Consider the following 20,770-nt stretch of genomic DNA (forward strand, 5'->3'; position numbering starts at 1 on the left):
AGGCAGGCAGCGCAAGCAAGCGCTTGCATCACGGGACGGGCAGGACGCCCATGCAGGGAAGCGGCAAGGACGCATGTGCAAGGGCATCGCCAGGCAGGCAGCGCCAGGGAAACGCTTGCGGTAGAGTGCACGGATGCACTCTTCGCTCTCCATTCAGCGCCTGCGCGGCGCCGGGATCGTGCCGTTCCTGGACGCGGTCGCGCAGCTGCGCATCGCGGTGTTCCGCGATTGGCCGTACCTCTACGACGGCGACCTGGACTACGAACGCGACTACCTGGCCGCCTATGCCGCTTCGCCGGACAGCGTGTTCGTACTGGCGCGCGACGGCGAGCAGGTAGTCGGCGCGTCCACCGGGCTGCCGCTGGTCGACGACACCGAGGCGTTCGCCGCGGCCTTCGCCGGCAGCGGCATCGCCCCGGCCGAGGTGTTCTATTTCGGCGAGTCGGTGTTGTTGCCGCAGTACCGCGGCCGCGGGATCGGGCATGCCTTCTTCGACCAGCGCGAGGCGCATGCGCGCGCGCTCGGTCGCTTCCGCCTGACCGCGTTCTGTTCGGTGGAGCGCGCGCCCGACGACCCGCGGCGGCCGCCGGACTACCACGGCAACGACGCGTTCTGGCGCAAGCGCGGCTACCAGCCGCAGCCGGCGCTGCGCATGCACCTGCCGTGGAACGAGGTCGACCGCGGGCAAACGCCGCATACCCTGGGTTTCTGGAGCCGCGCGCTGGAGCCTGCCGCATGAAAGTCGCCGTCGCCAAGTATCCGATCGGCGCGCCCGCCGATTTCGCTGCCTTCGCCGACAAGCAGGCGGCGTTGCTCGGCGAGGCCGCACAGGCCGGCGCGCAACTGGCGGTGCTGCCCGAGTACCTGTCGCTGGAACTGGCCGCGACCTTCGGCCCGGCCGTGTCCGCGCGGCTGCCGGCCTCGCTCGCCGCGATCCAGGCGCTGCATGCGCCGTACCTGGCGTTGTTCGCCGACCTGGCGCGGCGCCATCGCCTGCACGTGGTCGCCGGCAGCTTCCTGCTCGATGTCGGTCAGGGGCGCTATCGCAATCGCGCGTACTGGTTCACCCCCGATGGCGGCCATGGCTGGCAGGACAAGCTGCAGCTGACCGGCTTCGAAAAGGCCACCGGCCTGATCGATGGCGGCGCGGCGCTGAAGGTGTTCGAGGCCGACGGCGTGCGCGCCGGCGTGGCGGTCTGCTACGACAGCGAGTTCCCGCTGCCGGTCCGCGCCCAGTACGAGGCCGGCGCCCGCCTGCTGGTGGTGCCCAGTTGCACCGACACCGAAGCCGGCGCCACCCGCGTGCGCGTGGGCTGCCTGGCGCGGGCGCTGGAGAACCGCATCTTCGTTGCCCAGTCGGTGACCGCCGGCGTCGCCGAGTGGAGCCCGGCGCTGGACGTGAACACCGGCGAGGCGACGCTGTATGCGCCGATGGACGCCGGCTTCCCCGCCGACGGCATCGTCGCGCAGACCCGCGGCGAGCAGGTCTGGGCGATCGCCGAGCTGGATTTCGCCGCCTTCGAAGCCAGCCGCGCCCACGCCCAGGTGGCCAACGACCGCGACTGGCGCGGCCAGCTGTCTCCGGCGGTGGTGCGAGCGGAATTGAGCCGCTTCGCGTAGGGAAAGATCTTTTGTCGTCGGCAGTCCACTCAGGCACGCCAGGCCCTGTCCCTGGGCAGTAATGCTGCTTGCACCAATCCCGAATCCCCAATCCCCAATCCCCAATCCCCAATCCTGCGGCGCCAGGCAGGCGCCGCCCCAGCAAGGTAAAATCGCCCGATTCCCGTCGTTTCGAGCGTTCCATGGCCTGCCGCACCCGTTTCGCCCCCAGTCCCACCGGTTACCTGCACATCGGCGGCGCGCGCACTGCGCTGTACTGCTGGCTGGAGGCGCGCCATCGCGGTGGCGAATTCGTGCTGCGGATCGAGGACACCGACCGCGAGCGCAGCACCCAGGCGGCGATCGACGCGATCCTGGAGGCGATGGAGTGGCTGGGCCTGGACTACGACGAAGGCCCGATCTACCAGACCCGGCGCCTGGAGCGTTACCGCGAAGTTGCCGAGCAGTTGTTGGCGCAGGGCCAGGCCTACTACGCCTACGAGACCCGCGAGGAACTGGACGCCATGCGCGAGGCGGCGATGGCGCGGCAGGAAAAGCCGCGCTACAACGGCGCCGCGCGCGAACTGAACCTGCCGTACCGCGACGATCCCAACCGGGTGATCCGCTTCAAGAACCCGACCGAGGGCGTGGTGGCGTTCGACGACCTGATCAAGGGCCGCATCGAGATCGCCAACAGCGAGCTGGACGACATGGTGATCTTCCGTCCCGACGGCTACCCCACCTACAACTTCGCGGTGGTGGTGGACGACTGGGACATGGGCATCACCGAGGTGATCCGCGGCGACGACCACATCAACAACACCCCGCGGCAGATCAACATCTACCAGGCGCTGGGCGCGCCGGTGCCGAAGTTCGCGCATATGCCGATGATCCTCGACGAGCAGGGCGCCAAGCTGTCCAAGCGCACCGGCGCGGCCGACGTGATGCAGTACAAGGACGCCGGCTACCTGCCGCATGCGCTGATCAACTACCTGGCGCGGCTGGGTTGGTCGCACGGCGACCAGGAGCTGTTCGGGCGCCAGGAGCTGATCGACCTGTTCGACGTCAAGGACGTCAACTCCAAGGCCGCGCGCCTGGACATGGCCAAGCTCGGCTGGGTCAACCAACACTATCTCAAGAGCGACGACCCGGCGACGATCGCGCCGCAGCTGGAATTCCAGTTGCGCAAGCTCGGCATCGACCCGGCCGCCGGCCCGGCCGCGGCCGAGGTGGTGGTGGCGCTGCGCGAGCGCGTGCAGACCCTGAAGGAAATGGCCGAGAAGGCCGAGGTCTGGTATCGCCCGCTGACCCGCTACGACGAGGCGGCGGTGGCCAAGCATTTCAAGCCGGGCGCCGAACTGGCGCTGGGCAAGGCCCGGGAACTGCTGGCCGCGCTGCCGCAGTGGAGCCTGGACGGCGTCGCCGCCGCCCTGCACGACACCGCCGCCGCCCTGGAGATCGGCATGGGCAAGGTGGCGCAGCCGCTGCGCGTGGCCATCACCGGCACCCAGGTCAGCCCGGATATCTCGCAGACCGTCTACCTGGCCGGTCGCGACGAGGCCTTGAAACGCATCGACGCCGCGCTCATCAAGATCCCAGCGGGAAGCTGATTCCCGGGAGACCGTCATGTCCAGCAAGAAGACCGCCTGCACCGAGCCGCACCATCACGTCCACGACGCTGCCGACTTCGTCAAGGTGGTGGAGCGGGTGAGCCGCGAGCGCGGTCTGCGCCTGACCCCGATCCGCGCCAACGTCCTGCGGCTGATCGCCGAGGCCGGGCGCCCGGTCAAGGCCTACGACCTGCTGGAATGGGTGCGCGAAGGCAAAGGTGTGGGCGCCGACGCCCCGCCCACCGTGTACCGCGCGCTGGACTTCCTGATGGCCAATGGCTTCGTGCACAAGCTCGAGTCGGTCAACGCCTTCGTCGCCTGCCACCACCCGAGCAGCGCCCAGCACTCGGTGCCGTTCCTAATCTGCGACCGCTGCCATAGCGCGGTGGAGTTGGAAGATCGTGACGTGGTCAGCCAACTGGAGCAGCGCGCCAAGGCGCTGGGCTTCCAGCCGCAGGCGCAGACGTTGGAAGTGCACGGTCTTTGCGCGAAGTGCGCGGTCGCGGGCGACGCCCCTCGCGCAGCGCGCGCGACCTGAGGTTTTGCGCCTTGCTTGATCGCTCTGTGCTGTGATCGAGGTGTTGTCGGGCTTCGCCCGTACCCTCATCCGCCCCCTTCGGGGGCACCTTCTCCCGAAGGGAGAAGGAATTCAAAAGCCCCTCTCCCACTGGGAGAGGGGTTGGGGTGAGGGTCCGGCGAGCACGTGGAGCAGCGATGCCGGCCGACTGAAACCGACCAACGGCCGTTTTCGGACATCCGTCGAGCCGGCGACGACGTCCTCAACACCTCATGGCGCGCGCGGCGCCGGCGCCTTCGCGCCCCACAGCGCATAGAACAGCACGTACAGCTCGCAGGCCGCGGTGAGCAGGAAGGCATGCTGCAGGCCGACGTGGTCGGCGAGCCAGCCCTGCACCACCACCAGCGCGCCGCCGGCGATGGCCATGATCAGCAGGCCGGAACCCTCCTCGGTGAGCGGCCCCAGGCCCTTGATGCCGAGGGTGAAGATGGTCGGGAACATGATCGAATGGAACAGGCCCACCGCGATCAGCGACCACATCGCGACGTGGCCGGTGCTGAACACGGTCAGCAGCATCACCGCGAATGCGCCGATCGAGAACAACGCCAGCACGGTTTCCGGTGCGACGCGGCGCATCAGCGCGCTGCCGGCGAAGCGCCCGACCATCATCCCGCCCCACAGCAGAAACAGGTAATGCGAGGCCTGTTCGTGGCTGAGGTTGCCGATCTGCGGTTGCGACACGAAATTGATGAACAGGTTGGAGACGCCGATCTCGGCGATCAGATAGATGAAGATGGCGGGGATGCCGAGCATCAGATTGCGGTGCCGCCAAAGCGAATGGCTGGCACGCTGCTGGCGTGTGGCGCGCCGGGTGTCCTGGCCGAGCGCCGGTAGCTTGAAGCGGGCGATGACCACGGCCAGCGCCACGAGTGCGGCGGCGACGATGAGATAGGGCAGTTGCACCGACTGCGCGTCGGCCAGGCGTTCGGCCTGGGTCAGCAGCAGCGCATCGCCCTTGGCGGTGCCGGAGGTGGAGCGGCCCAGAATCAGATAGCCGCCGAACAGCGGCGCCAGGGTGGTGCCGACCGAGTTGAACGCCTGCACCAGGTTGAGCCGCGCCGAGGCGGTGTCCGGGCTGCCGATCACCGCGACGTACGGATTGGCCGCGACCTGCAGCAGGGTGATGCCGCTGGCGATCACGAACAGCGAGCCGAGGGTGATGCCATAGGAGACCAGGCGCGCGGCCGCGATCATGCCCAGCGCGCCGAGCGCCATGATGCTCAGTCCGGTCACCAGCGCGCGTTGGTAGCCGATTCGCTCGATCAGCTTCGCCGCCGGCAGCGAGGCGAAGAAGTAGGCGATGAACCAGACCGACTCGATCAGCGTGGCCTGGGTATAGCTCAGCGCGAACACGCTGCGCAGATGCGGCAGCAAGGTGTTGTTGATGACGGTGATGAAGCCCCACATGAAGAACAGCGAGGCGAGCAGCGACAGTGCGGCGCGATGGGGCGGCGCGTGCCCGGCGCGCGGCGAGGAAGATGAGAGCGGGGCCGTCGGCCCGATCGGTCCTGCCATGTTGTGGGTACCTCTGCGCGATTGCGGTGTCGTCGGCGGCAGGCGTTCCCGTCACGTGATCGGGGATGCCGGCGCTGCGGCGAGGATAGGCGGCCATCGCGGCGGCAGACCAATGAATTAAATCGCGGCGACCATACGCGCATTGCAATGCTGCACTGCAGGGATTGCGTGATCGGAAATCGGCCTGGGCTGGGTTCGCAGCGCGCGTGCGGACCCTGGAAGTGTTGTATTGGGGGGCGTCCAGTGCGGGGGCTGCGTCAGGCCGGCGCCCCGTGCGCTGTGCACCGGTTGTGTGCGGTGCCCGACCCGGGGCTGGCCGCCGCCCGCGCTTGCGGCCGGCGTTGTCGCTGCTGCGCCGCGGGCAGTGCGGTGTCGGACGGCCGCGTTCCGCGTCAGCGGCGCCGTTCCGGTCCTGCAGTCGCAGCGTGGTGGCCTGATCGCCGGGCCAGGTACGCTGTCTCGCTCAGTCCCGTGGCGCGGCGCGCCCGCCCTCGCGCACCTGTTCCCAGTCCAGGCCGAACCGCGCCAGGTACTTGCGCAGGCGGTCGGCGTCGTTGGTGCTGGCGCGTTGCGTGCGCGAGACCGCGAACAGTTCGCGCCCGGCCTGCGACAGCGACTTGGCGGTGGCGCAGACCCGCGCCACGTCTTCCAGTTGCACGCGGTCGAAGCGGTCCAGCGCCGCGTGTCTACGCGTGGCGCCGCCGGTTGTTGGATGCAGGACCATAATGGCGCGGCGCGGGCGCAGTCCCGCGCGGTCCGGCGGTGTGCCGGGTTCCTGGCGCAGGATCAGGCGCAATGGAGGATGCACATGGACAAGAACGTGCGCGTGCTGTGCTGGTTGTTCTCATCGACGCTGTTGCCGATCGCGCCGGCGCTGGCCGATCCCCCCACCGAACTCATGCAACCGCTGCCCGCGTCGCTGATCTTCAACGACGACAAAGGCAAGATCCTCGGGACGTCCGGGCCGCAGCAGCCCACCGCGTATGCCCTGGCGCAATGGGGCGCCAATCCCAACAGTTCGGATACCTTGCAGCCGGTCGTCGGCGGTTCGGCGCAGGGCTGGCAAGCCGAGAGTGTGCGTGCGCGGGTGAAGTACTACCCGGTGTACGCCGGTCACGCCAACGCTTACGAACTGGCGCAGGCCGACAACAAGTGCGCCGGCTCGGATCCTGGTAATCCGAATCCATACGATGGCGAGAAGGACTTGTTCCTGGTGACTGCCGATCCGAGGTTCTGGGGCAGTAACGCCCTGCTGGGCTTCACGCCCAGTGCGCCGCTGTCCAGCCTCGGCGCCATCCGTGTACGCGTCGGGTTGAGCAGGACCTACGAGGACGATGTCCGCTGTGGCGGCACAGCGCCCAGCGGCACCGGCTATGCCTTCAGTTTCATCCTCGGCAATACGCAGGGGCAGACCCTGTTCTATCAGATCGACCTGGGCCATACCGGTGCAACCCCGTCGCAGGATCCGTCCACGCCGTGGTGCCCGCACGGGTACGAAGACACGCAGAGTCTGGACTTCTGCCTGGACGACGACATCCGCAACATGGGCGGGCAGTGGAATCTCGCCGGCACGGCGACCTCCAACGACGTCGATTTCCTGCCCAGGCTGCTGCAGGTCATCGGCAAGGGGCACACCAAACCGGTGCGCGACAAGCAGGGCAATGCCATCGACCTGGACCGCGATCCGAGCCACTGGACGCTGACCTCGGTGTACATGGGCCATGTCACCCAGGGCAAGACCATCAGCACCACGATCTGGTACGACCCCAGCGTCAGGACCTGGCCGGGCGGCACCTTCTGCAGTGCGGCGGGCACGCTGACCCAGTACACCTGCAACATGAGCGCGCAGGATGCGACCCAGCTCGGAGCGGGATGGGTTGCGGTCGGCAATGCCTGCTATCACCGCAATGCGGGTACGGCCTGCCCGTAGTGACGTGTCGTTGCGGTGTGCGGTCATGCGGCAGGGGAGGCGCACGCTGCAGCGCTCTCCGGCCACGGTGGGCGGTGTTTCCCGCCCGGCCGGTCAACGAAGGCCTGGCGGCGCAGGGCGCGACCGTCTTCTGCATGCGACCGCCCAGCATGGCTGGGCGGCGCGCATGTACCTCACAATGCGCGGTTGAAGCCCTGCACGATGTCCATGGAGACCTCGCGCATGCCTGGCGCTCCCTGGAGTTGCCTGGACGCCGCCATCGCGGCGTCGGCCGAGCCGTAGTCGATCATGGCGCTGCCATCGACGTCCGAGGCATACACCAGGCTGCCGCCGCTGCGGCGCGCCAGTGCCCGGGCCACGTCCGGCGTGGTGCCGAACAGCTTGAGCTTGCCGGTGACCACCACCGGCTGACCGCTGCGTTCGTCGATCGCGGCGCGCAGCGCGGTCGCGTCCGCAGCGCGGGACTGGGCAGCCGCTGCGGTGCCGGCGTGGCCGTTGCCGCCGAGCACGATGGCGTACGGTCCGATGCGGGCGGCGACGGTGCCGCCGCCATCGGCGGCAGCGACCTGGGCGCGTTGCGTGCCGGCGCCTGCCATCTGCGGTGCTGTCTGCACCGTGGCATCGGGCAGCAGACGATAGGTGCTGCGGCCGATCTGGAAGCGCGCGCCGTTTGCTGCCTGGTGCAGTGCCTGGGCATCGGCGTACTGGGCTGAGGCCGGCGCGGCCACGGTCAGTGCGAGCACGGCGAAAAGAAAGAGCGTATTGGTCTTCATGTCAGTGGCCCACCACGCGGAGTTCGAAGTGCTGCAGTTGTTCCTTGCCATGCGCGTCGAGCATATCGGCGACCTCCAGCGTCCAGGGCCCGGCCGCATCCTCGTCCAGGAAGGCATTGCTGGCGGTCAGCGGGATCGACATGCCCTGGGTGTAGACGTCCTTGTTCAAGGCCGAGAACGGGGTCATCACGTAGCTGCGCGTGCCATGCGGGGAGACCAGCACCACGCGCAGACGGCTGGGATCCTTGTGGGTGCCGTCGAAGTACAGTTGCACCGCCTCGACTTTCATCTGTTGTTTGATGTTGACGGTCAGCCTGGCTGGCGATGCGACACCGCCGATGGTGCTGGCCGCACCGCTGTAGACCTGGTAGTCGGTGTCCTGCAGCGGCGGCAGCGTTGTGAAGTGCGTGGCCGCTTCCACGGCCGCGGCTGCATCCACCAGCCCGAAGCCGTACCAATTGCTGAAGCGATGGCCGGCGGCGTTGGTGATCCAGCCGGGATCGATCACGCTGCCGTTGTAGAGCGCTTTCGGCTGCCCGCTGTCGATCTGCCGCGCGGTCGTGGCCAGGATGTATTTCACGTCGCGCCAGGTCAGTTGCGGATTCACGCCGAGCATCAGCGCCGTCACCCCCGACACCGTCGGCGTGGCTGAGGACGTGCCGTTCATGAGCCCGGTGTAGTTGCACGAAGCGTCGATCGGGGACTTGCTGCCGTCCAACGCGTTCTCCACCGGCACCCCGTCGCGGTTGTACCCGGCGGCGCAGCCGCTGAGATCGGTGGTCACGATCGCCGGGTCGTAGAGGGGGTCGCTGGCGGTCGCCGCCGACCGGGACTGCTGGTAGCGCTTCTGCTGCCCGTATTCGCCGCCGAAGCCGCTGACCCAGACCGCCGAGCCGGGCGATGAGTACGAGCTGCGCACGCCTCGCGCATTCACTGCGCCGACCACGATGGTGGTGATCAGATCGTTCTTCGGATCGACGTTGGCCAGGCTGCAGGCGACGTTGTAGCGCTTGGGCAGATCCGGGCAATGATCGGCCAGAGCGCCTTGCGCGTCCGCGTAGATGAAGCTGTCGAAGTCGTTGCCGGCCGCTTTGACGTAGATGGCGCCCTTGCCGTTGCGCCCGGCGCGCATGAGTTTCTCCCAGGCGTATTGATCTTCGACCGAGACGTTGGGATAAAAATTGGAGACGATGCCCCAGCTGTTGTTGAAGATGTCCAGATTTCTGGCGTCGGCGCCATTGCCCCATGCATAGCGGAGCTTGTCGTCGCTCTGGTCCGACTGGAGGTAGTTGAAGCCGGCCAGCGATGCTTGCGGGGCGACGCCGCGTCCGCCTTTGCCGTTCCAGCCTACCGCGGCGGCGATGCCGGCCACCGCCGTGCCGTGCGCGTCGTCGACGTCGCTCGGCTTGGGGTCGTGCGAACCGTCGAGGAAATTGTGCGAGCCGTTGGGCAGGATGTTGGCGGCAAGGTCTTCGTGGCGGATGTCCAGCCGCCATCGATCACGCCGATCTTGGCGCCTGCACCGCGGATGTGGAGTTCATGCAGGACATCCACATCCAGGTCGACGCCCGCGGTGGGAAGCGTGTCGCCGATGACCGCCTGGCCCTGGTTGTGCAGGTACCACTGATAGCGGAACAGTGGATCGTCGGCGGCGCTTGCGGCGGCCGCGCTATTGCCTGCTGCCATGCCGAGCGCGAGGGCCGACAGCAGGACAGTGACCGGTCGTGTGCAGGGAGATGTCATGTGGCGGATCCAGAGGAGGTGGGGGGACAGTCGATGGCGCTTGCCACGTGCATGCCAGGCATCGCCTGCGCAGTGCCGGTCCCTGCGTTGCCTGCCGGCGTTCGCCATTGGGTCGGTTGCGGTCGGTCGCCAAGCGCGGCGCAAGCTACCCGCATCCGGATTTCCGTCGCAAGCGCAACGCACGCCGCGAAAATGACGTGGTTCGCATGTGTTCCGGTACTGTGCGGATCGCCGCGCGTTGGCGCGGGATTTCAGCCGAAACGCGCTACCGGCGTGGGCAAGGCGTTTACGAATTGCTCCAGCGCATCGACGGCCGCGTGGCCCGGGCAACGGATGGGCCGCCACGGTTGCGCGAGCGGCATGCAGGCACGCTCGCCATCAACTGCGGCGTGGGGCTGGGCTGGTCGAAGACACCGCTACATCGCCCGGAACAACGGCAGATAGCTGCGGCTGACCGGCAACGTCTCCTTGCGGCCGCGCAGGTGGATCTGCGCGGTCTCGTTGTCGCCACGCACTACATGCAGGATCGCGCGGCGGTTGACCACCACCGCGCGGTGCACCTGCTGGAAGTCGTCCGGATCCAGTTGTGCCGCCAGGTCCTTGAGCGGCGTGGCCACGATCGAGGTGCATGCCTGTCCGTCCGGGTCGCGCCAGGCCACGCTGGTGTACTTGCTGTCCGAGCGCAGGTAGTCGATGGCCTCCACCGCGATCAGGCGCACGGTGCCGCCGCTCTGCGCCTGCAACCAGCGCAGCGGGGCGGGGCGCTCTGGCGGGCGCAGCCGCTCCGCCAGGCGCAGCAGGTGCTCGGTGAGGTCGGCCGCCGGTTGCGCGGCCTGCAGGCGCTGTTGCAGCCGTGCGACGGTATCGGCCAGGCGTGCGTCCTGCACCGGCTTGACCAGATAGTCGAGCGCGCCTTCGGCAAAGGCCTGCACCGCGTAGTCGGTGTAGGCGGTGACGAACACCAGGTGCGCGCGCCGGCCGATCTGCTGCGCGGCCTGCACGCCGGACAGACCTGGCATCTGGATGTCGAGCAGGCAGATCTGCGGCGCGTGTTCCTCGAACAGGCGCACCGCCTCGCGGCCGTTGCGTGCCTCGGCGACGATCCGCAACTCGGGCCACAGGCGGGCAAGCTGACGCCGCAAGGCCTCGCGCAGCAGCGGTTCGTCGTCGGCGATCAGCGCGGTGGGCGCGATCATCGGGGCGGTACCGTCATCGGCAGGCTGAGATCGGCGCAGGTGCCGTGCGGCAGGCGTGGACGCAACTGCAGCTGTGCCGTATCGCCGAAGCCAAGCGCGAGGCGGTCGCGCAAGGTGCGCAGGCCGGTACCCAGCCCGCCGCGGCCGTCGTCCTCTCCGGCCCCGCTGTCCTCCACCCGCAGATGACAGCGCTCGCCGCTGCGCCAGGCGCGAATGGCGATGCTGCCGCCTTCCTCGGATGGATCGATGCCATGCTTGACCGCGTTCTCGACCAGGGTCAGCACGGCGAGGGTCGGGCAGCGCACCTCCTGCACCGCGTCCTCGGCGTCGATCGCATAGCGCAGCCGGTCGGGCATGCGCATGTGCATCAGCTCCAGGTAGGCGCGGGCCAGCGCCAGTTCGTCGCCCAGCGTGCTGGTGGCGTCGTGCAGGCGCGGCACCGCGGCGTGCAGGTAGGCGATCAGGCTGCGCATCAGCTCCGCGGCCCGCGGCGAACCGACATCGATCAGCGCCTGCACGTTGGCCAGGGTGTTGAACAGAAAATGCGGGGCGACCTGGCGCTGCAACAGCTGCAGGCGCGCGTCCAGCGCCTCGCGCTCCAGTTCGCTGCGCTCCAGCGCGAACGCCAGCGCCTGATGTCGGGCCAGGGCATCCTTTTGCCGGACCAGGGCGGCCAGGGCCATCCATGGCGCGATCAGCACGCCGACGATGGTGAGCGTGGCGAAGCCGGCCAGCCGATCCGAGTCCTGCCAGAACGGCGGCGCACCGGCTTGAGTGGAGTCCAGGTAGATCAGCAGCGTCGTCGTCGGGATCGCCAGTGCGACGCCGAACACCTGCAGCGCCCAGCGCGCCAGCCAGCGTGGCAGCCGTGGTGGCCAGCGCTCGAACAGCGTGTAAGCGCCCAGTGCGGCCGCGCCCAGCATGAGGCTGCGGACCAGGACGGGCAGGGGACTGTCCCAGCTCAGGCTCATCAGCAGGCCGAGCGCGCCGGCGACCAGGAACACCGGCACGATGCGCGCCCAGGCCAGCAGCGCGGGTGCGCGCGGTGGTGCGGGGAGCGGGGACGGAGGCGACATGGCCGCGAGCATACCGGAGCGCGGGCGTTCGGCGCGGTGGCCGCGCTCAGGCTTGCCGCAGCACCGGCCACCACATCCCCGCGACCGCGGCGAGGGTGCCGACCAGGGTGGCCGCGCTCATCGCAGCAAGCACCACCGCCGCCAGCCACTGCGGGCCGCTGCGGCGGCTGTCGAGCGCACGCAGATACAGTTCCAGGACGGCCAGCGGCAGCAATGCCTGCGCGAACGCCAGCGCGGTCAGCGTCGGCCCGACGAAACGGTCCGGATCGAAACCGACCGGCGCCTGGTTGATGGCCAGCCAGCCCATCAACCCGATCCGGAAGAACCACACGCCGCTGACCGCCAGAAACAGGCGTAGCGCCCAGCGTCGATGCGCCGGCCACTGGCCGCGTCGGGCATGGCGCCAGGCCATGGCCACGCACAGCAGGATCAGCACCGCATTGGCGCTGGTGCCCAGATGCTGTCCCAGATCGCCGGCGACGCCGCCGCGAATCCAGATCATCGCCAGGCCACCGAGACTGAGGGCGACGGCACTGACCAGGTAGACGCGTCCGTTCCAGCGGTGCACGGCCGGGTGCCGGCGTCGCAACGCCGGCAGCAGTTGCGCAGCGCCCCCGAGCACGATCGCCACTGCCAGGCCCAGATGCAGCGCCAGCACCGCATTGAACACGCTGTCGCCGGCGACATGGCCGCGTGCCATGACCTGGTTCCAGCGCTCGGGAGTGCCGGCCAATGCGGTGCGTCCGTAGAAGCCGGCGACGTAGGCGGCGAAGGCGAGCTGACCGCCGATGGCGATGCTCATCCACAGCGCCGCCGCCCCACGCAGGAGTCGCGGCGCCCAGGCTTGCCCGGCGTGCGGCCGCGGCGGTGTCGCCAGGCGGGGTGCAGTGGGAGCGGGGAGGGGCGGTATGGAGGCGATCGAGGTCATGGCGGCGTGCGCGGCGGTGGCGGTGGCGGTGGCACGCAGTGTCGACAGACCATCGCTGCCTTGCCTGGGCGATCGGACCGGTGGCGGCCATGGCGGATGAAGTGCGGCGCACGCCGACCAAACGCGCCGCGACGGATGCCCTGTACGCCGCGTTGCGCAATCCGGGTTGCTATCCTCATGGGCGCTGTCGCGTTACGAGGAAGGCCGTTCGATGCGCACTCCCATCGCTTCTGTCCCGCTCGCGCCCGCCCGGGCGCGTGCACTGTGGCTGCACGCGCAGCGCCTGACCACCCCGGCGCCGTTCGGGTGTGGTGCGGAGGCGGTGCGGCAGGCCACCGCGCACCTGGGCTATGTGCAGATCGACACCATCCACGTGATTGCGCGTAGCCACCACCATGTGCTGTATACGCGCATTCCCGAGTACCGCGAACAGGACCTGGAGCAGGCGCAGTCGCAGGACAAGTCGCTGTTCGAGTACTGGACGCATGCCCTGGCCTACGTGCCGGTCGCCGACTACCGCATGTACGTGGCGCAGATGGCGCGTCGACGCGCACAGGCAGACGCCAGGGGCACGGTGGATGCGCAGGACTACGCGCGCTTGCTGCGGCGCATCCGCAGCGAGGGGCCGTTGTCGATCCGCGACATCGACGATGAGGTGCTGGTCGAGAAGACCCATCCGTGGGGCAGCCGCAAGCCGTCGCGGGCCGCGTTGCAGTACGGTTTCTTCAGCGGCGACCTGGTGGTCAGCCAACGCAGCGGCATGCTCAAGACCTACGAACTGGCCGCGCGGCATTTCGGCTGGCGGCAGCGGCCGCGTCCGGTCAGCGACGCGCAGTACGCACGTTACCTGCTGCAGCGTGCGCTGCGCGCGCAGGCCATCGTCGGCGTGGATTCGGTCTGCTATGGCGAGACCGCCGCCAAACCGGCGGTGCGTGCGTTGATCGCCGCTGAAGTGACGCGCAAGCGCCTGCGCCCGGTGCATCTGCAGGGCCAGGAGAGCGTCGCCTTGTGGGCCGAGCCGGAGGTGCTGGACAGCACGCCGCCGCCGCCGGATCCGACGCGGGCGCACTTGCTGTCGCCGTTCGATCCGCTGGTGATCCAGCGCAAGCGGCTGCAGCAGTTCTTCGGCTACAGCCATCGTTTCGAGGCCTACGTGCCGGCGCCGCAGCGGGTGCTGGGCTACTTCGCGCTGCCGGTGCTGGTCGGTGACCGCATCGTCGCTGCGCTCGACCTGAAGATGGACCGGCGCGCCGGTCGCCTGCTGATCCAGCAATGGACCTGGCTGGAACCGCGGCGGCCAGCGCTGCAGGCGACGATCGACGCGGCCTTGCAGCGCTTCGAACGCTTCCATCTGCCGTAGCGGGCCGTCGTCGCCGCGGGTGTGTGGCGCAAGTTACCGGTATCCGCAGCGCAGCGCCGGCTGTGGCATCGCGCCGCGCATCGCCGATCGCATGGGTGCGGCGGTTGACGCCGACCTTGCGCTGCCGGCGCCGCAAACCCGACACCCACCGAACGACAGCCAGGGTCACCTCGCGACCACAGGCCGCCGCTTAGGCTCGGGCTTCCCCCTTTCGCCTGTGCCGCCGCATGTCCGCTGCTCGACACTGTCTCCATGAAGCCCTCGACGCCTGCCGCCGCCGCACGCCTGCCGTGCTGGCCGTGGCGATGGCCCGCGAAGGCTCCACCTACGCGCATGCCGGGGCGATGGCCTTGTTCGGTCCCGATGGTGCGCAGCAGGGTTGGCTCAGCGGCGGTTGCCTGGAGCCGGAGATCGCGCGGTGTGCCGCGGAGGCCGCCGCCTCCTGCACGCCGGCATGGATGGAGATCGATACGCGCGAGGACGAAGACCTGCTGTCGGGTTCGTCCGCCGGTTGCCGGGGCCGCCTGCACCTGGCCTTGTTGCCGCTGCTCGCCTTGCCCGGTTTCGATGGGCTGGCCCAGGCCTGGCTGCAGGGGCGCGGTGGATTGACCCTGGCGCTGGATGCCGACGGTGGCATCGCCGCCCGCGTGGCCGAGCAGGCGTTGCAATGGCGGTTGCCCTGGCGCACGGTGTCTGCGGCGCCGCCGCGCGTCGGCGAGGTGCATGTGCCGCCACCGCCGAGAGTCAGCGTCTTCGGCGCCGGCCCGGAAACCACGTTGTTGCTGCCCTTGCTGCGTCAGTTGGGCTGGATGACCACCCTGGTCGAGCAGCGGCCGCGCTGGTCTGCGTTGGGAGCGCTGGCCGACTGCGCCCTGGCGTGCACGCCGACACGCGCCCTGGCCGACTGTGCCGGTAGCGATGCGGCGCTGGTGATGCACCACAATTTCGAACTGGATCGCGAAGCGCTGGATGCGCTGGCCGGCAGTGCGATCCCGTTCCTCGGCCTGCTGGGACCGGTGCGGCGGCGCGAGGACCTGTTCCGTTTGCTGAGCCCCACGCAACGCGCGCAGCTGTCGCCGCGCCTGCATTCGCCGATCGGGCTGCGCCTGGGAGGCAGCGGCGCGGAGGCGATCGCGCTCAGTATCGCCGCGCAATTGCAGGCCAGCCGGGCGGCGCCGCCGCGGCTGAGCACGGTCGCGCAGGCGAGCGACAGGCCGCGGCGATCGCATCGCGATGCGCTGGCGGCGGCACCGCGACGGCTGGCCGAGGGCGGCGGGTGATGACACAGGCACATGCGGCGCTGATCCTGGCCGCGGGCGCCAGCCGCCGCCTCGGCCGCCCCAAGCAGATGCTGACCAGCGACGGCGAGCCGCTGCTGCGCAAGGTCGTGCGACTGGCCTTGTCCACGGCGCCGGCGCGCTGCGTGGTGGTGCTGGGCGCGCAGGCCGAGGCGCTGCGTCCGCTGCTGGAGGGATTGCCGGTGGAATGTGTGCACAATCCGGACTGGTCCACCGGCATGGGCGGCAGCCTCGACTGCCTGCGTGCGGCGGTACGCGACGATGCATCGATCACCCATAGCCTGGTGCTCGGCTGCGACCAGCCGGCGCTATCGGCGGCGCATCTGCAGGACCTGCTGGCGGCGGCCGCGCGGGCGGCGTCCGGTTGCGCGGTCAGCGCCTACGCCGGCGTGCGCGGCATGCCGGCGGTGGTGGCCCAGCAGCGCTGGCGCACGCTGCCGTTGGGCGGCGATCAGGGCTTGCGCGCGCTGTTCGCGACGCTGGCCCCGGACAGCCTCGGCTGCATCGTCGCACCTGCACTGGCGTTGGATCTGGACACGCCGGAGGACGTGCAGGCGGCGGTGGCGCGGGGATGGCTGGATCCGTAGCGATTGCCGTGGGGCGGGGCGTTGCGGCAAATCCTGCAGAGCTTGCTACGCGATGGCCGGATTGAAGCGAGCAGAAGTTCCCGTCAGACGGCGGTCGACGTTGGAATGATGTTCTGCCTCGCTCGTCAGGACGGAAAGGGCTTTTCTAATGACGACGAAAGCCTGCTGTAGGAGCGGCTTCAGCCGCGACAGGTATTACCGGTGACGCCTGTCGCGGCTGAAGCCGCTCCTACAAGGGGAGGGACGCGCGGCAAAGTGCATTAATGGAGCGCGGCGCAGCAAGGGCGACTACGCTCAGCCGATCAACTTGTCCGGGGTGATCGGCAAATCGCGGATACGCTTGCCGGTGGCGTGGAACACGGCGTTGGCGATGGCCGCGGGAATGCCGACCATGCCCAGCTCGCCCATGCCCTTGACCCCGAGCGGGTTGACGATCGTGTCGTCCTCTTCGACGAACATGGTCTGGATCTCGTGCACGTCGGCGTTGACCGGCACGTGATAGTCGGCCAGCGAGGCGTTGAGCATGCGCCCGTAGCGATGGTCGATCTCGGTGCCTTCGCTCAGCGCCATGCCGATGCCCATTACCACGCCGCCGATTTCCTGGCTGTGCGAGGTCAGCGGATTCATGATCTTGCCGCAGGCGGTGGCTTCGATGACCCGCGTCACCTGCACCATGCCGGTATCCGGATCGACCTTGACCTCGATGAACTGCGCACCATGCGCGGCGGTCGCGTATTTTTTGCGCTCGGCCGAGGGCTTGGATTCGTGCACCACCTCCAGTTCCTGCAGGCCGTGCTGGCGCATCAGCTTGGCGACCTCCAGGCCGGCCTCGGGCTTGCCGGTCGGCCGCAGCCGGCCATCGACCAGTTCCACTGCATCCACGTCCAGCCCGCTGAACGCAGCCTGCCCATCCTGCCGCGCCAGTTCCAGCAGCTTGCCGCGGATCTCGCGCGCCGCGCCGTGGATCGCGCTGCCGACGCTGGCGGTGGTCCACGAGCCGCCCTGCGCGGGCGCCTTGGGTAGACGCGTGTCGCCGAGTTCGAACTGCACGCGTTTGGCATCGATGCCCAGATACTCGGCGGCGATCAAGGTCATCACCGTGTAGGTGCCGGGGCCGATATCGGCCGTGGCACTCCCGACCCGGGCACTGCCGTCGGCCTTCAGCACGACCCGCGCCAGCGCCGGCATCTGCAGCGCCGCCCAGGTGCCGGTGGCCATGCCCCAGCCGACCAGCAGGCGGCCATCGCGCATGGAGCGTGGTTCGGGCGTGCGCTTGCTCCAGCCGAAGGTCTCGGCGGCGAGCGCGTAGCATTCGCGCAGCGCCTTGCTCGAGAACGGTTTGCCGGTTTCCGGATCGGTCTCGGCGTAGTTGGCCAGGCGCAGTTGCAACGGATCCATCTTCAGCGCATAGGCCAGTTCGTCCATCGCGCACTCGATGCCGAACATCTGGCTGATGGTACCGGGCGCGCGCATCGCCTGCGGCGTCGGCAGGTCGGTCTCTACCACCTCGAAGCGGTCTTCCACGTTGGGACAGGCATACAGCGAGCGTGCATTGCGGAAGTCCGCCTCGTTAAACGCCTCGATGCGCGAGGTGTTGAGCACGTGCCGGTAGCGGATTGCCTGCAGCGTGCCGGCGGCGTCGGCGCCCAGCCCCAGTTCCACGCGGTAGTAGGGGCGGTAGCCATGGCCGCTGAACATCTGCCGCCGGGTGTAGACGATTTTCACCGGCAGGCCGACCGCCTTGGACACCGCCCCGAGCAGGAAGGTGTAGTAGTTCGGGCGCAGGCACGAGCCGAACGCGCCGCCGACGAACAGCGACACCACGTTGACCTTGTCCACCGGAATGCCGAAGTAGCCGGCCAGCTGTTCGCGGTCCTGGTAGACGTTCTGGCTCTTGTTGACCACGGTCAGGGTGTCGCCGATCCAGTAGCCGATGCCGCCGTGCGGCTCCATCGGGTTGTGGTGCTCGACCGGCATCGTGTACGCGGCCTCCAGCTTTACCGGCGCGGCGGCGAACGCTGCGGCCGGGTTGCCGCGCGGCTTCGGCGATTCCTCCGGGGTCGGATCCTGCGCCTGGTCGAGCAACGCGTCGAAATCGGTATGCGCGGTCTCGGCGGCGTAGTCCACCTGGATCAGCCGCGATGCGTGCCGCGCCTGTTCGAAGGTCGTGGCCACCACCACCGCGATCGGCTGCGCGTTGAAATGGATGCGGTCGTCGACCAGGGCGCGGAACGACAGGTCTTCGCCCTTCTTCTTGACCGCATCGGACACCGGCTTGATCGCATTGAGGTGGGTCAGCACCTTGATCACGCCGGGCGCGGCTTCGGCGGCGCGGGTGTCGATGCGCACGATGCGGCCCTTGGCGATGGTGCTGGTGAGGATGTAGCCGTGCACCAGATGCGGGATCTGGAACTCCGCGGCGTAGCGCGCCTTGCCGGTGACCTTGGCGTAGCCGTCGACGCGGCGCATTTCCTTGCCGATGTAGTTCATTGCCGGTTCTCCGGTTGGCCGCTCACGCGGCGTCACTGCCGCTGGCGCGGTGCAGGGCGCGGATCATCGCGTGCGTGCCCATCGGGATCTTGTAGGCGTTGTGCGCCAGCGGCCGCGCCGCGGCCATCTCGGCCTGCGCAGCGGCGGCGAAGGCGGCTTCACCGACATGCTGCCCGACCAGCGAACGTTCGGCGGCGCGCGCGCGCCAGGGTTTGTGCGCCACCCCGCCCATGGCGATGCGCGCTTCGCGGATGCGTCCGTCCGGTTCCAGCGCCAGCGCCGCGGCCACCGACACCAGCGCGAACGCGTAGCTGGCCCGGTCGCGCACCTTCAGGTAGTGGCTGTGCGCGGCGAAGCTCTGCGCCGGCAGCGTGATCGACTCGATCAGTTCGCCGTGCGCCAACTGGTTGTCCAGGTCGGCGCGTGCGTCGGGCAACAAGTGGAACTCGGCGAACGGGATCTCACGATGTGCGCCGGCGGGCGTGCGTACGTGCACCGTCGCGTCCAGCGCGGCCAGCGCCACGCACATGTCCGACGGGTGCACCGCCACGCAGTGTGGGCTGTGGCCGAAGATCGCGTGGGTGCGGTTGAGTCCCTCGCGCGCGCCGCAACCGCTGCCGGGTTCGCGCTTGTTGCAGGGCAGGGCGGTGTCGTAGAAGTAGCCGCAGCGCGTGCGCTGCAGCAGGTTGCCGCCATTGCTGGCCATGTTGCGCAGTTGCATCGTGGCACCGGCCAGGATCGCCTGGCTCAGCAACGGATAGCGTTGGCGCACCAAGGGATGGTTGGCGGTCTGCGTATTGTTGGCGAGCGCGCCCAGACGCAGTCCACCGTCGGCGGTTTCGGCGATCTCGGCCAGGCCCTTGAGCCGGGTCAGGTCGACGATCTCGTCGGCGCCGGTCACCCCTTCCTTCATCAGGTCGAGCAGATTGGTGCCGCCGCCGAGGAACCGCGCGTTCGGATTGGCGGCGACACGGCGCACCGCGTCCTCCGGCGTGGTCGCGCGCTGGTACTTAAACGGCGTCATCGGCCACCTCCTTCGCCATCTTCAGGGCAGTCAGCTCGGACTGGTCGACATAGCGCCATGTCAGCGGCCGCGGCGCGCCGCCGCTGTGCACGTCCTGGATGGCGGCGACGATCTTCGGGTAGGCGCCGCAGCGGCAGATGTTGCCGCTCATGCGCTCGCGCACCTCGGCGTCGCTGAGCTCGGTGACCGGCCGACTGACGTCGGCGCTGACATGGCTGGCGTCGCCGCGCTTGATCTCGTTCAACAGCGCCACGGCCGAGCAGATCTGCCCCGGCGTGCAGTAGCCGCACTGGAACCCGTCGTGCTGCACGAACGCGGCCTGCATCGGATGCAACTGCTCGCCGTCGGCCAGGCCCTCGATGGTGGTGATCTGCGTGTCTTCGGCTTGTGCGGCCAGGGTCAGGCAGGAGAGGCGGCGTTCGCCGTCGACGATCACTGTGCAGGCACCGCACTGGCCGTGGTCGCAGCCCTTCTTGGTGCCGGTCAGCGCCAGATGTTCGCGCAGCGCGTCCAGCAACGTCGTCCGTGGGTCCAACTGCAGCGCGTGGCGCTGACCGTTGACCTCCAGGACCACGGGCAAGGCGTTCTGCGGCGGTGCGGTCTTGGCAACCGGTGCGGCGAACGCGGCGTCGCTGAAGAGGATCTGGCCGCCGGCACTGCTCAGGCCGGCGGCCGAGAGCAGGGCGATGAATTCGCGGCGCGAGAGGCCGTTGATGCCGAGCCGGCGCGCGAGCGCGGCCTCGTCCTCGCTCAGCGGGGTATCGGGCGCGCTGCCGGCGGCGCCGGACGCGGCTTCGGAACGGTGGGGGTCATGCTGCATCGGTCTCTCCTGCCTGGGGACCGCCGCCGTGCGCGCGCAGGCGCAGCATGGAGCGAGTCGACCTGGGTAGCGGCACCGCCATGGTGGCGCCGACGAACGGGCACGCATCCGAACCCGGTCGCCAGCATCGCGGCGATCCCGCGAAGGGATTGCGAAGAGAACGCGAAGGGAGGGTGTCGAGGCAGTGATGCGTTCGGGCCGATCCTCGTGGCCGCAACTGCACGAGTGCGCGTCGAGGGCGCAT

Annotated in this window: 17 protein-coding genes and 1 pseudogene; 8 read left to right on the forward strand and 10 right to left on the reverse strand. The window is 69.1% G+C overall.

The window, feature by feature from the left end:
* The first annotated feature begins 133 nt into the window (after nucleotides 1-133).
* From FHR66_RS05910 to FHR66_RS05925, 4 genes are all read left to right on the forward strand, one after another.
* Nucleotides 134-739, forward strand: a complete 606-nt coding sequence (locus FHR66_RS05910; protein WP_160969636.1) for a GNAT family N-acetyltransferase — start codon at nucleotides 134-136, stop codon at nucleotides 737-739.
* A complete protein-coding gene (locus tag FHR66_RS05915) occupies nucleotides 736-1,620 on the forward strand; it encodes a carbon-nitrogen hydrolase family protein (RefSeq protein WP_167087580.1) in 885 nt (294 codons plus the stop codon). Before FHR66_RS05910 ends, FHR66_RS05915 begins: the two co-directional genes overlap by 4 nt.
* 182 nt (nucleotides 1,621-1,802) lie before the next feature.
* Entirely contained in the window at nucleotides 1,803-3,209 is a 1,407-nt protein-coding gene (gltX, locus tag FHR66_RS05920; protein WP_160969640.1) for a glutamate--tRNA ligase, read from the forward strand.
* A 16-nt stretch (nucleotides 3,210-3,225) separates the two neighbouring features.
* Nucleotides 3,226-3,747 (forward strand): transcriptional repressor, encoded by a 522-nt coding sequence (locus FHR66_RS05925; RefSeq protein WP_160969642.1) that lies wholly within the window; start codon nucleotides 3,226-3,228, stop codon nucleotides 3,745-3,747.
* 249 nt (nucleotides 3,748-3,996) lie between these two features.
* Here FHR66_RS05925 and FHR66_RS05930 read toward each other — a convergent pair whose 3' ends face one another.
* Both FHR66_RS05930 and FHR66_RS05935 read right to left on the reverse strand, forming a co-directional pair.
* Complete coding sequence (locus FHR66_RS05930; RefSeq protein WP_160969644.1) at nucleotides 3,997-5,301, reverse strand: sugar MFS transporter; 1,305 nt, start codon at nucleotides 5,299-5,301, stop codon at nucleotides 3,997-3,999.
* A 463-nt stretch (nucleotides 5,302-5,764) separates the two neighbouring features.
* A complete protein-coding gene (locus FHR66_RS05935; RefSeq protein ID WP_208417132.1) occupies nucleotides 5,765-6,025 on the reverse strand; it encodes a hypothetical protein in 261 nt (86 codons plus the stop codon).
* Nucleotides 6,026-6,109: 84 nt separating this feature from the next.
* On the opposite strand from FHR66_RS05935, the gene FHR66_RS05940 reads away from it, so the two are divergent.
* Entirely contained in the window at nucleotides 6,110-7,231 is a 1,122-nt protein-coding gene (locus FHR66_RS05940) for a hypothetical protein (protein ID WP_160969646.1), read from the forward strand.
* A 173-nt stretch (nucleotides 7,232-7,404) separates the two neighbouring features.
* Here the strand turns inward: FHR66_RS05940 and FHR66_RS05945 are convergent, their stop codons facing one another.
* The 5 genes and pseudogenes from FHR66_RS05945 to FHR66_RS05965 all read right to left on the reverse strand — a co-directional run bounded on the left by FHR66_RS05945 (nucleotide 7,405) and on the right by FHR66_RS05965 (nucleotide 12,821).
* On the reverse strand, nucleotides 7,405-8,004 hold the full coding sequence (locus tag FHR66_RS05945; RefSeq protein WP_160969648.1) for a hypothetical protein: 600 nt from the start codon (nucleotides 8,002-8,004) through the stop codon (nucleotides 7,405-7,407).
* Between the two features lies 1 nt (nucleotide 8,005).
* Nucleotides 8,006-9,747 (reverse strand): annotated as a pseudogene (locus FHR66_RS05950) (S8 family serine peptidase).
* A 416-nt stretch (nucleotides 9,748-10,163) separates the two neighbouring features.
* A complete protein-coding gene (locus FHR66_RS05955) occupies nucleotides 10,164-10,943 on the reverse strand; it encodes a LytR/AlgR family response regulator transcription factor (protein WP_160969650.1) in 780 nt (259 codons plus the stop codon).
* The gene (locus FHR66_RS05960) at nucleotides 10,940-12,019 is read right to left on the reverse strand and encodes a sensor histidine kinase (RefSeq protein ID WP_160969652.1); all 1,080 of its coding nucleotides are present in this window, start codon (nucleotides 12,017-12,019) and stop codon (nucleotides 10,940-10,942) included. The genes FHR66_RS05955 and FHR66_RS05960 overlap by 4 nt, the downstream gene beginning before the upstream one ends.
* Before the next feature lie 46 nt (nucleotides 12,020-12,065).
* A complete protein-coding gene (locus tag FHR66_RS05965; RefSeq protein ID WP_237475425.1) occupies nucleotides 12,066-12,821 on the reverse strand; it encodes a DUF2306 domain-containing protein in 756 nt (251 codons plus the stop codon).
* Nucleotides 12,822-13,158: 337 nt separating this feature from the next.
* On the opposite strand from FHR66_RS05965, the gene FHR66_RS05970 reads away from it, so the two are divergent.
* The 3 genes from FHR66_RS05970 to FHR66_RS05980 all read left to right on the forward strand — a co-directional run bounded on the left by FHR66_RS05970 (nucleotide 13,159) and on the right by FHR66_RS05980 (nucleotide 16,192).
* Nucleotides 13,159-14,307 (forward strand): winged helix-turn-helix domain-containing protein, encoded by a 1,149-nt coding sequence (locus FHR66_RS05970; RefSeq protein WP_160969655.1) that lies wholly within the window; start codon nucleotides 13,159-13,161, stop codon nucleotides 14,305-14,307.
* A 227-nt stretch (nucleotides 14,308-14,534) separates the two neighbouring features.
* Nucleotides 14,535-15,587 (forward strand): XdhC family protein, encoded by a 1,053-nt coding sequence (locus FHR66_RS05975; protein WP_160969656.1) that lies wholly within the window; start codon nucleotides 14,535-14,537, stop codon nucleotides 15,585-15,587.
* Nucleotides 15,587-16,192, forward strand: a complete 606-nt coding sequence (locus FHR66_RS05980; RefSeq protein ID WP_160969657.1) for a nucleotidyltransferase family protein — start codon at nucleotides 15,587-15,589, stop codon at nucleotides 16,190-16,192. Before FHR66_RS05975 ends, FHR66_RS05980 begins: the two co-directional genes overlap by 1 nt.
* A gap of 294 nt (nucleotides 16,193-16,486) precedes the next feature.
* Here the strand turns inward: FHR66_RS05980 and FHR66_RS05985 are convergent, their stop codons facing one another.
* Genes FHR66_RS05985 through FHR66_RS05995 form a run of 3 tightly spaced genes read right to left on the reverse strand, consistent with a single transcriptional unit; the run spans nucleotide 16,487 to nucleotide 20,526 of the window.
* Entirely contained in the window at nucleotides 16,487-18,682 is a 2,196-nt protein-coding gene (locus tag FHR66_RS05985; protein WP_160969658.1) for a xanthine dehydrogenase family protein molybdopterin-binding subunit, read from the reverse strand.
* Nucleotides 18,683-18,704: 22 nt separating this feature from the next.
* Nucleotides 18,705-19,706 (reverse strand): FAD binding domain-containing protein, encoded by a 1,002-nt coding sequence (locus tag FHR66_RS05990; RefSeq protein WP_160969659.1) that lies wholly within the window; start codon nucleotides 19,704-19,706, stop codon nucleotides 18,705-18,707.
* Nucleotides 19,693-20,526: a 2Fe-2S iron-sulfur cluster-binding protein gene (locus tag FHR66_RS05995; RefSeq protein ID WP_160969660.1), complete on the reverse strand. Its 834-nt coding sequence runs from the start codon at nucleotides 20,524-20,526 to the stop codon at nucleotides 19,693-19,695. The genes FHR66_RS05990 and FHR66_RS05995 overlap by 14 nt, the downstream gene beginning before the upstream one ends.
* Nucleotides 20,527-20,770 lie beyond the last annotated feature (244 nt).

The organism is Xanthomonas sp. F4, assembly GCF_011761895.1.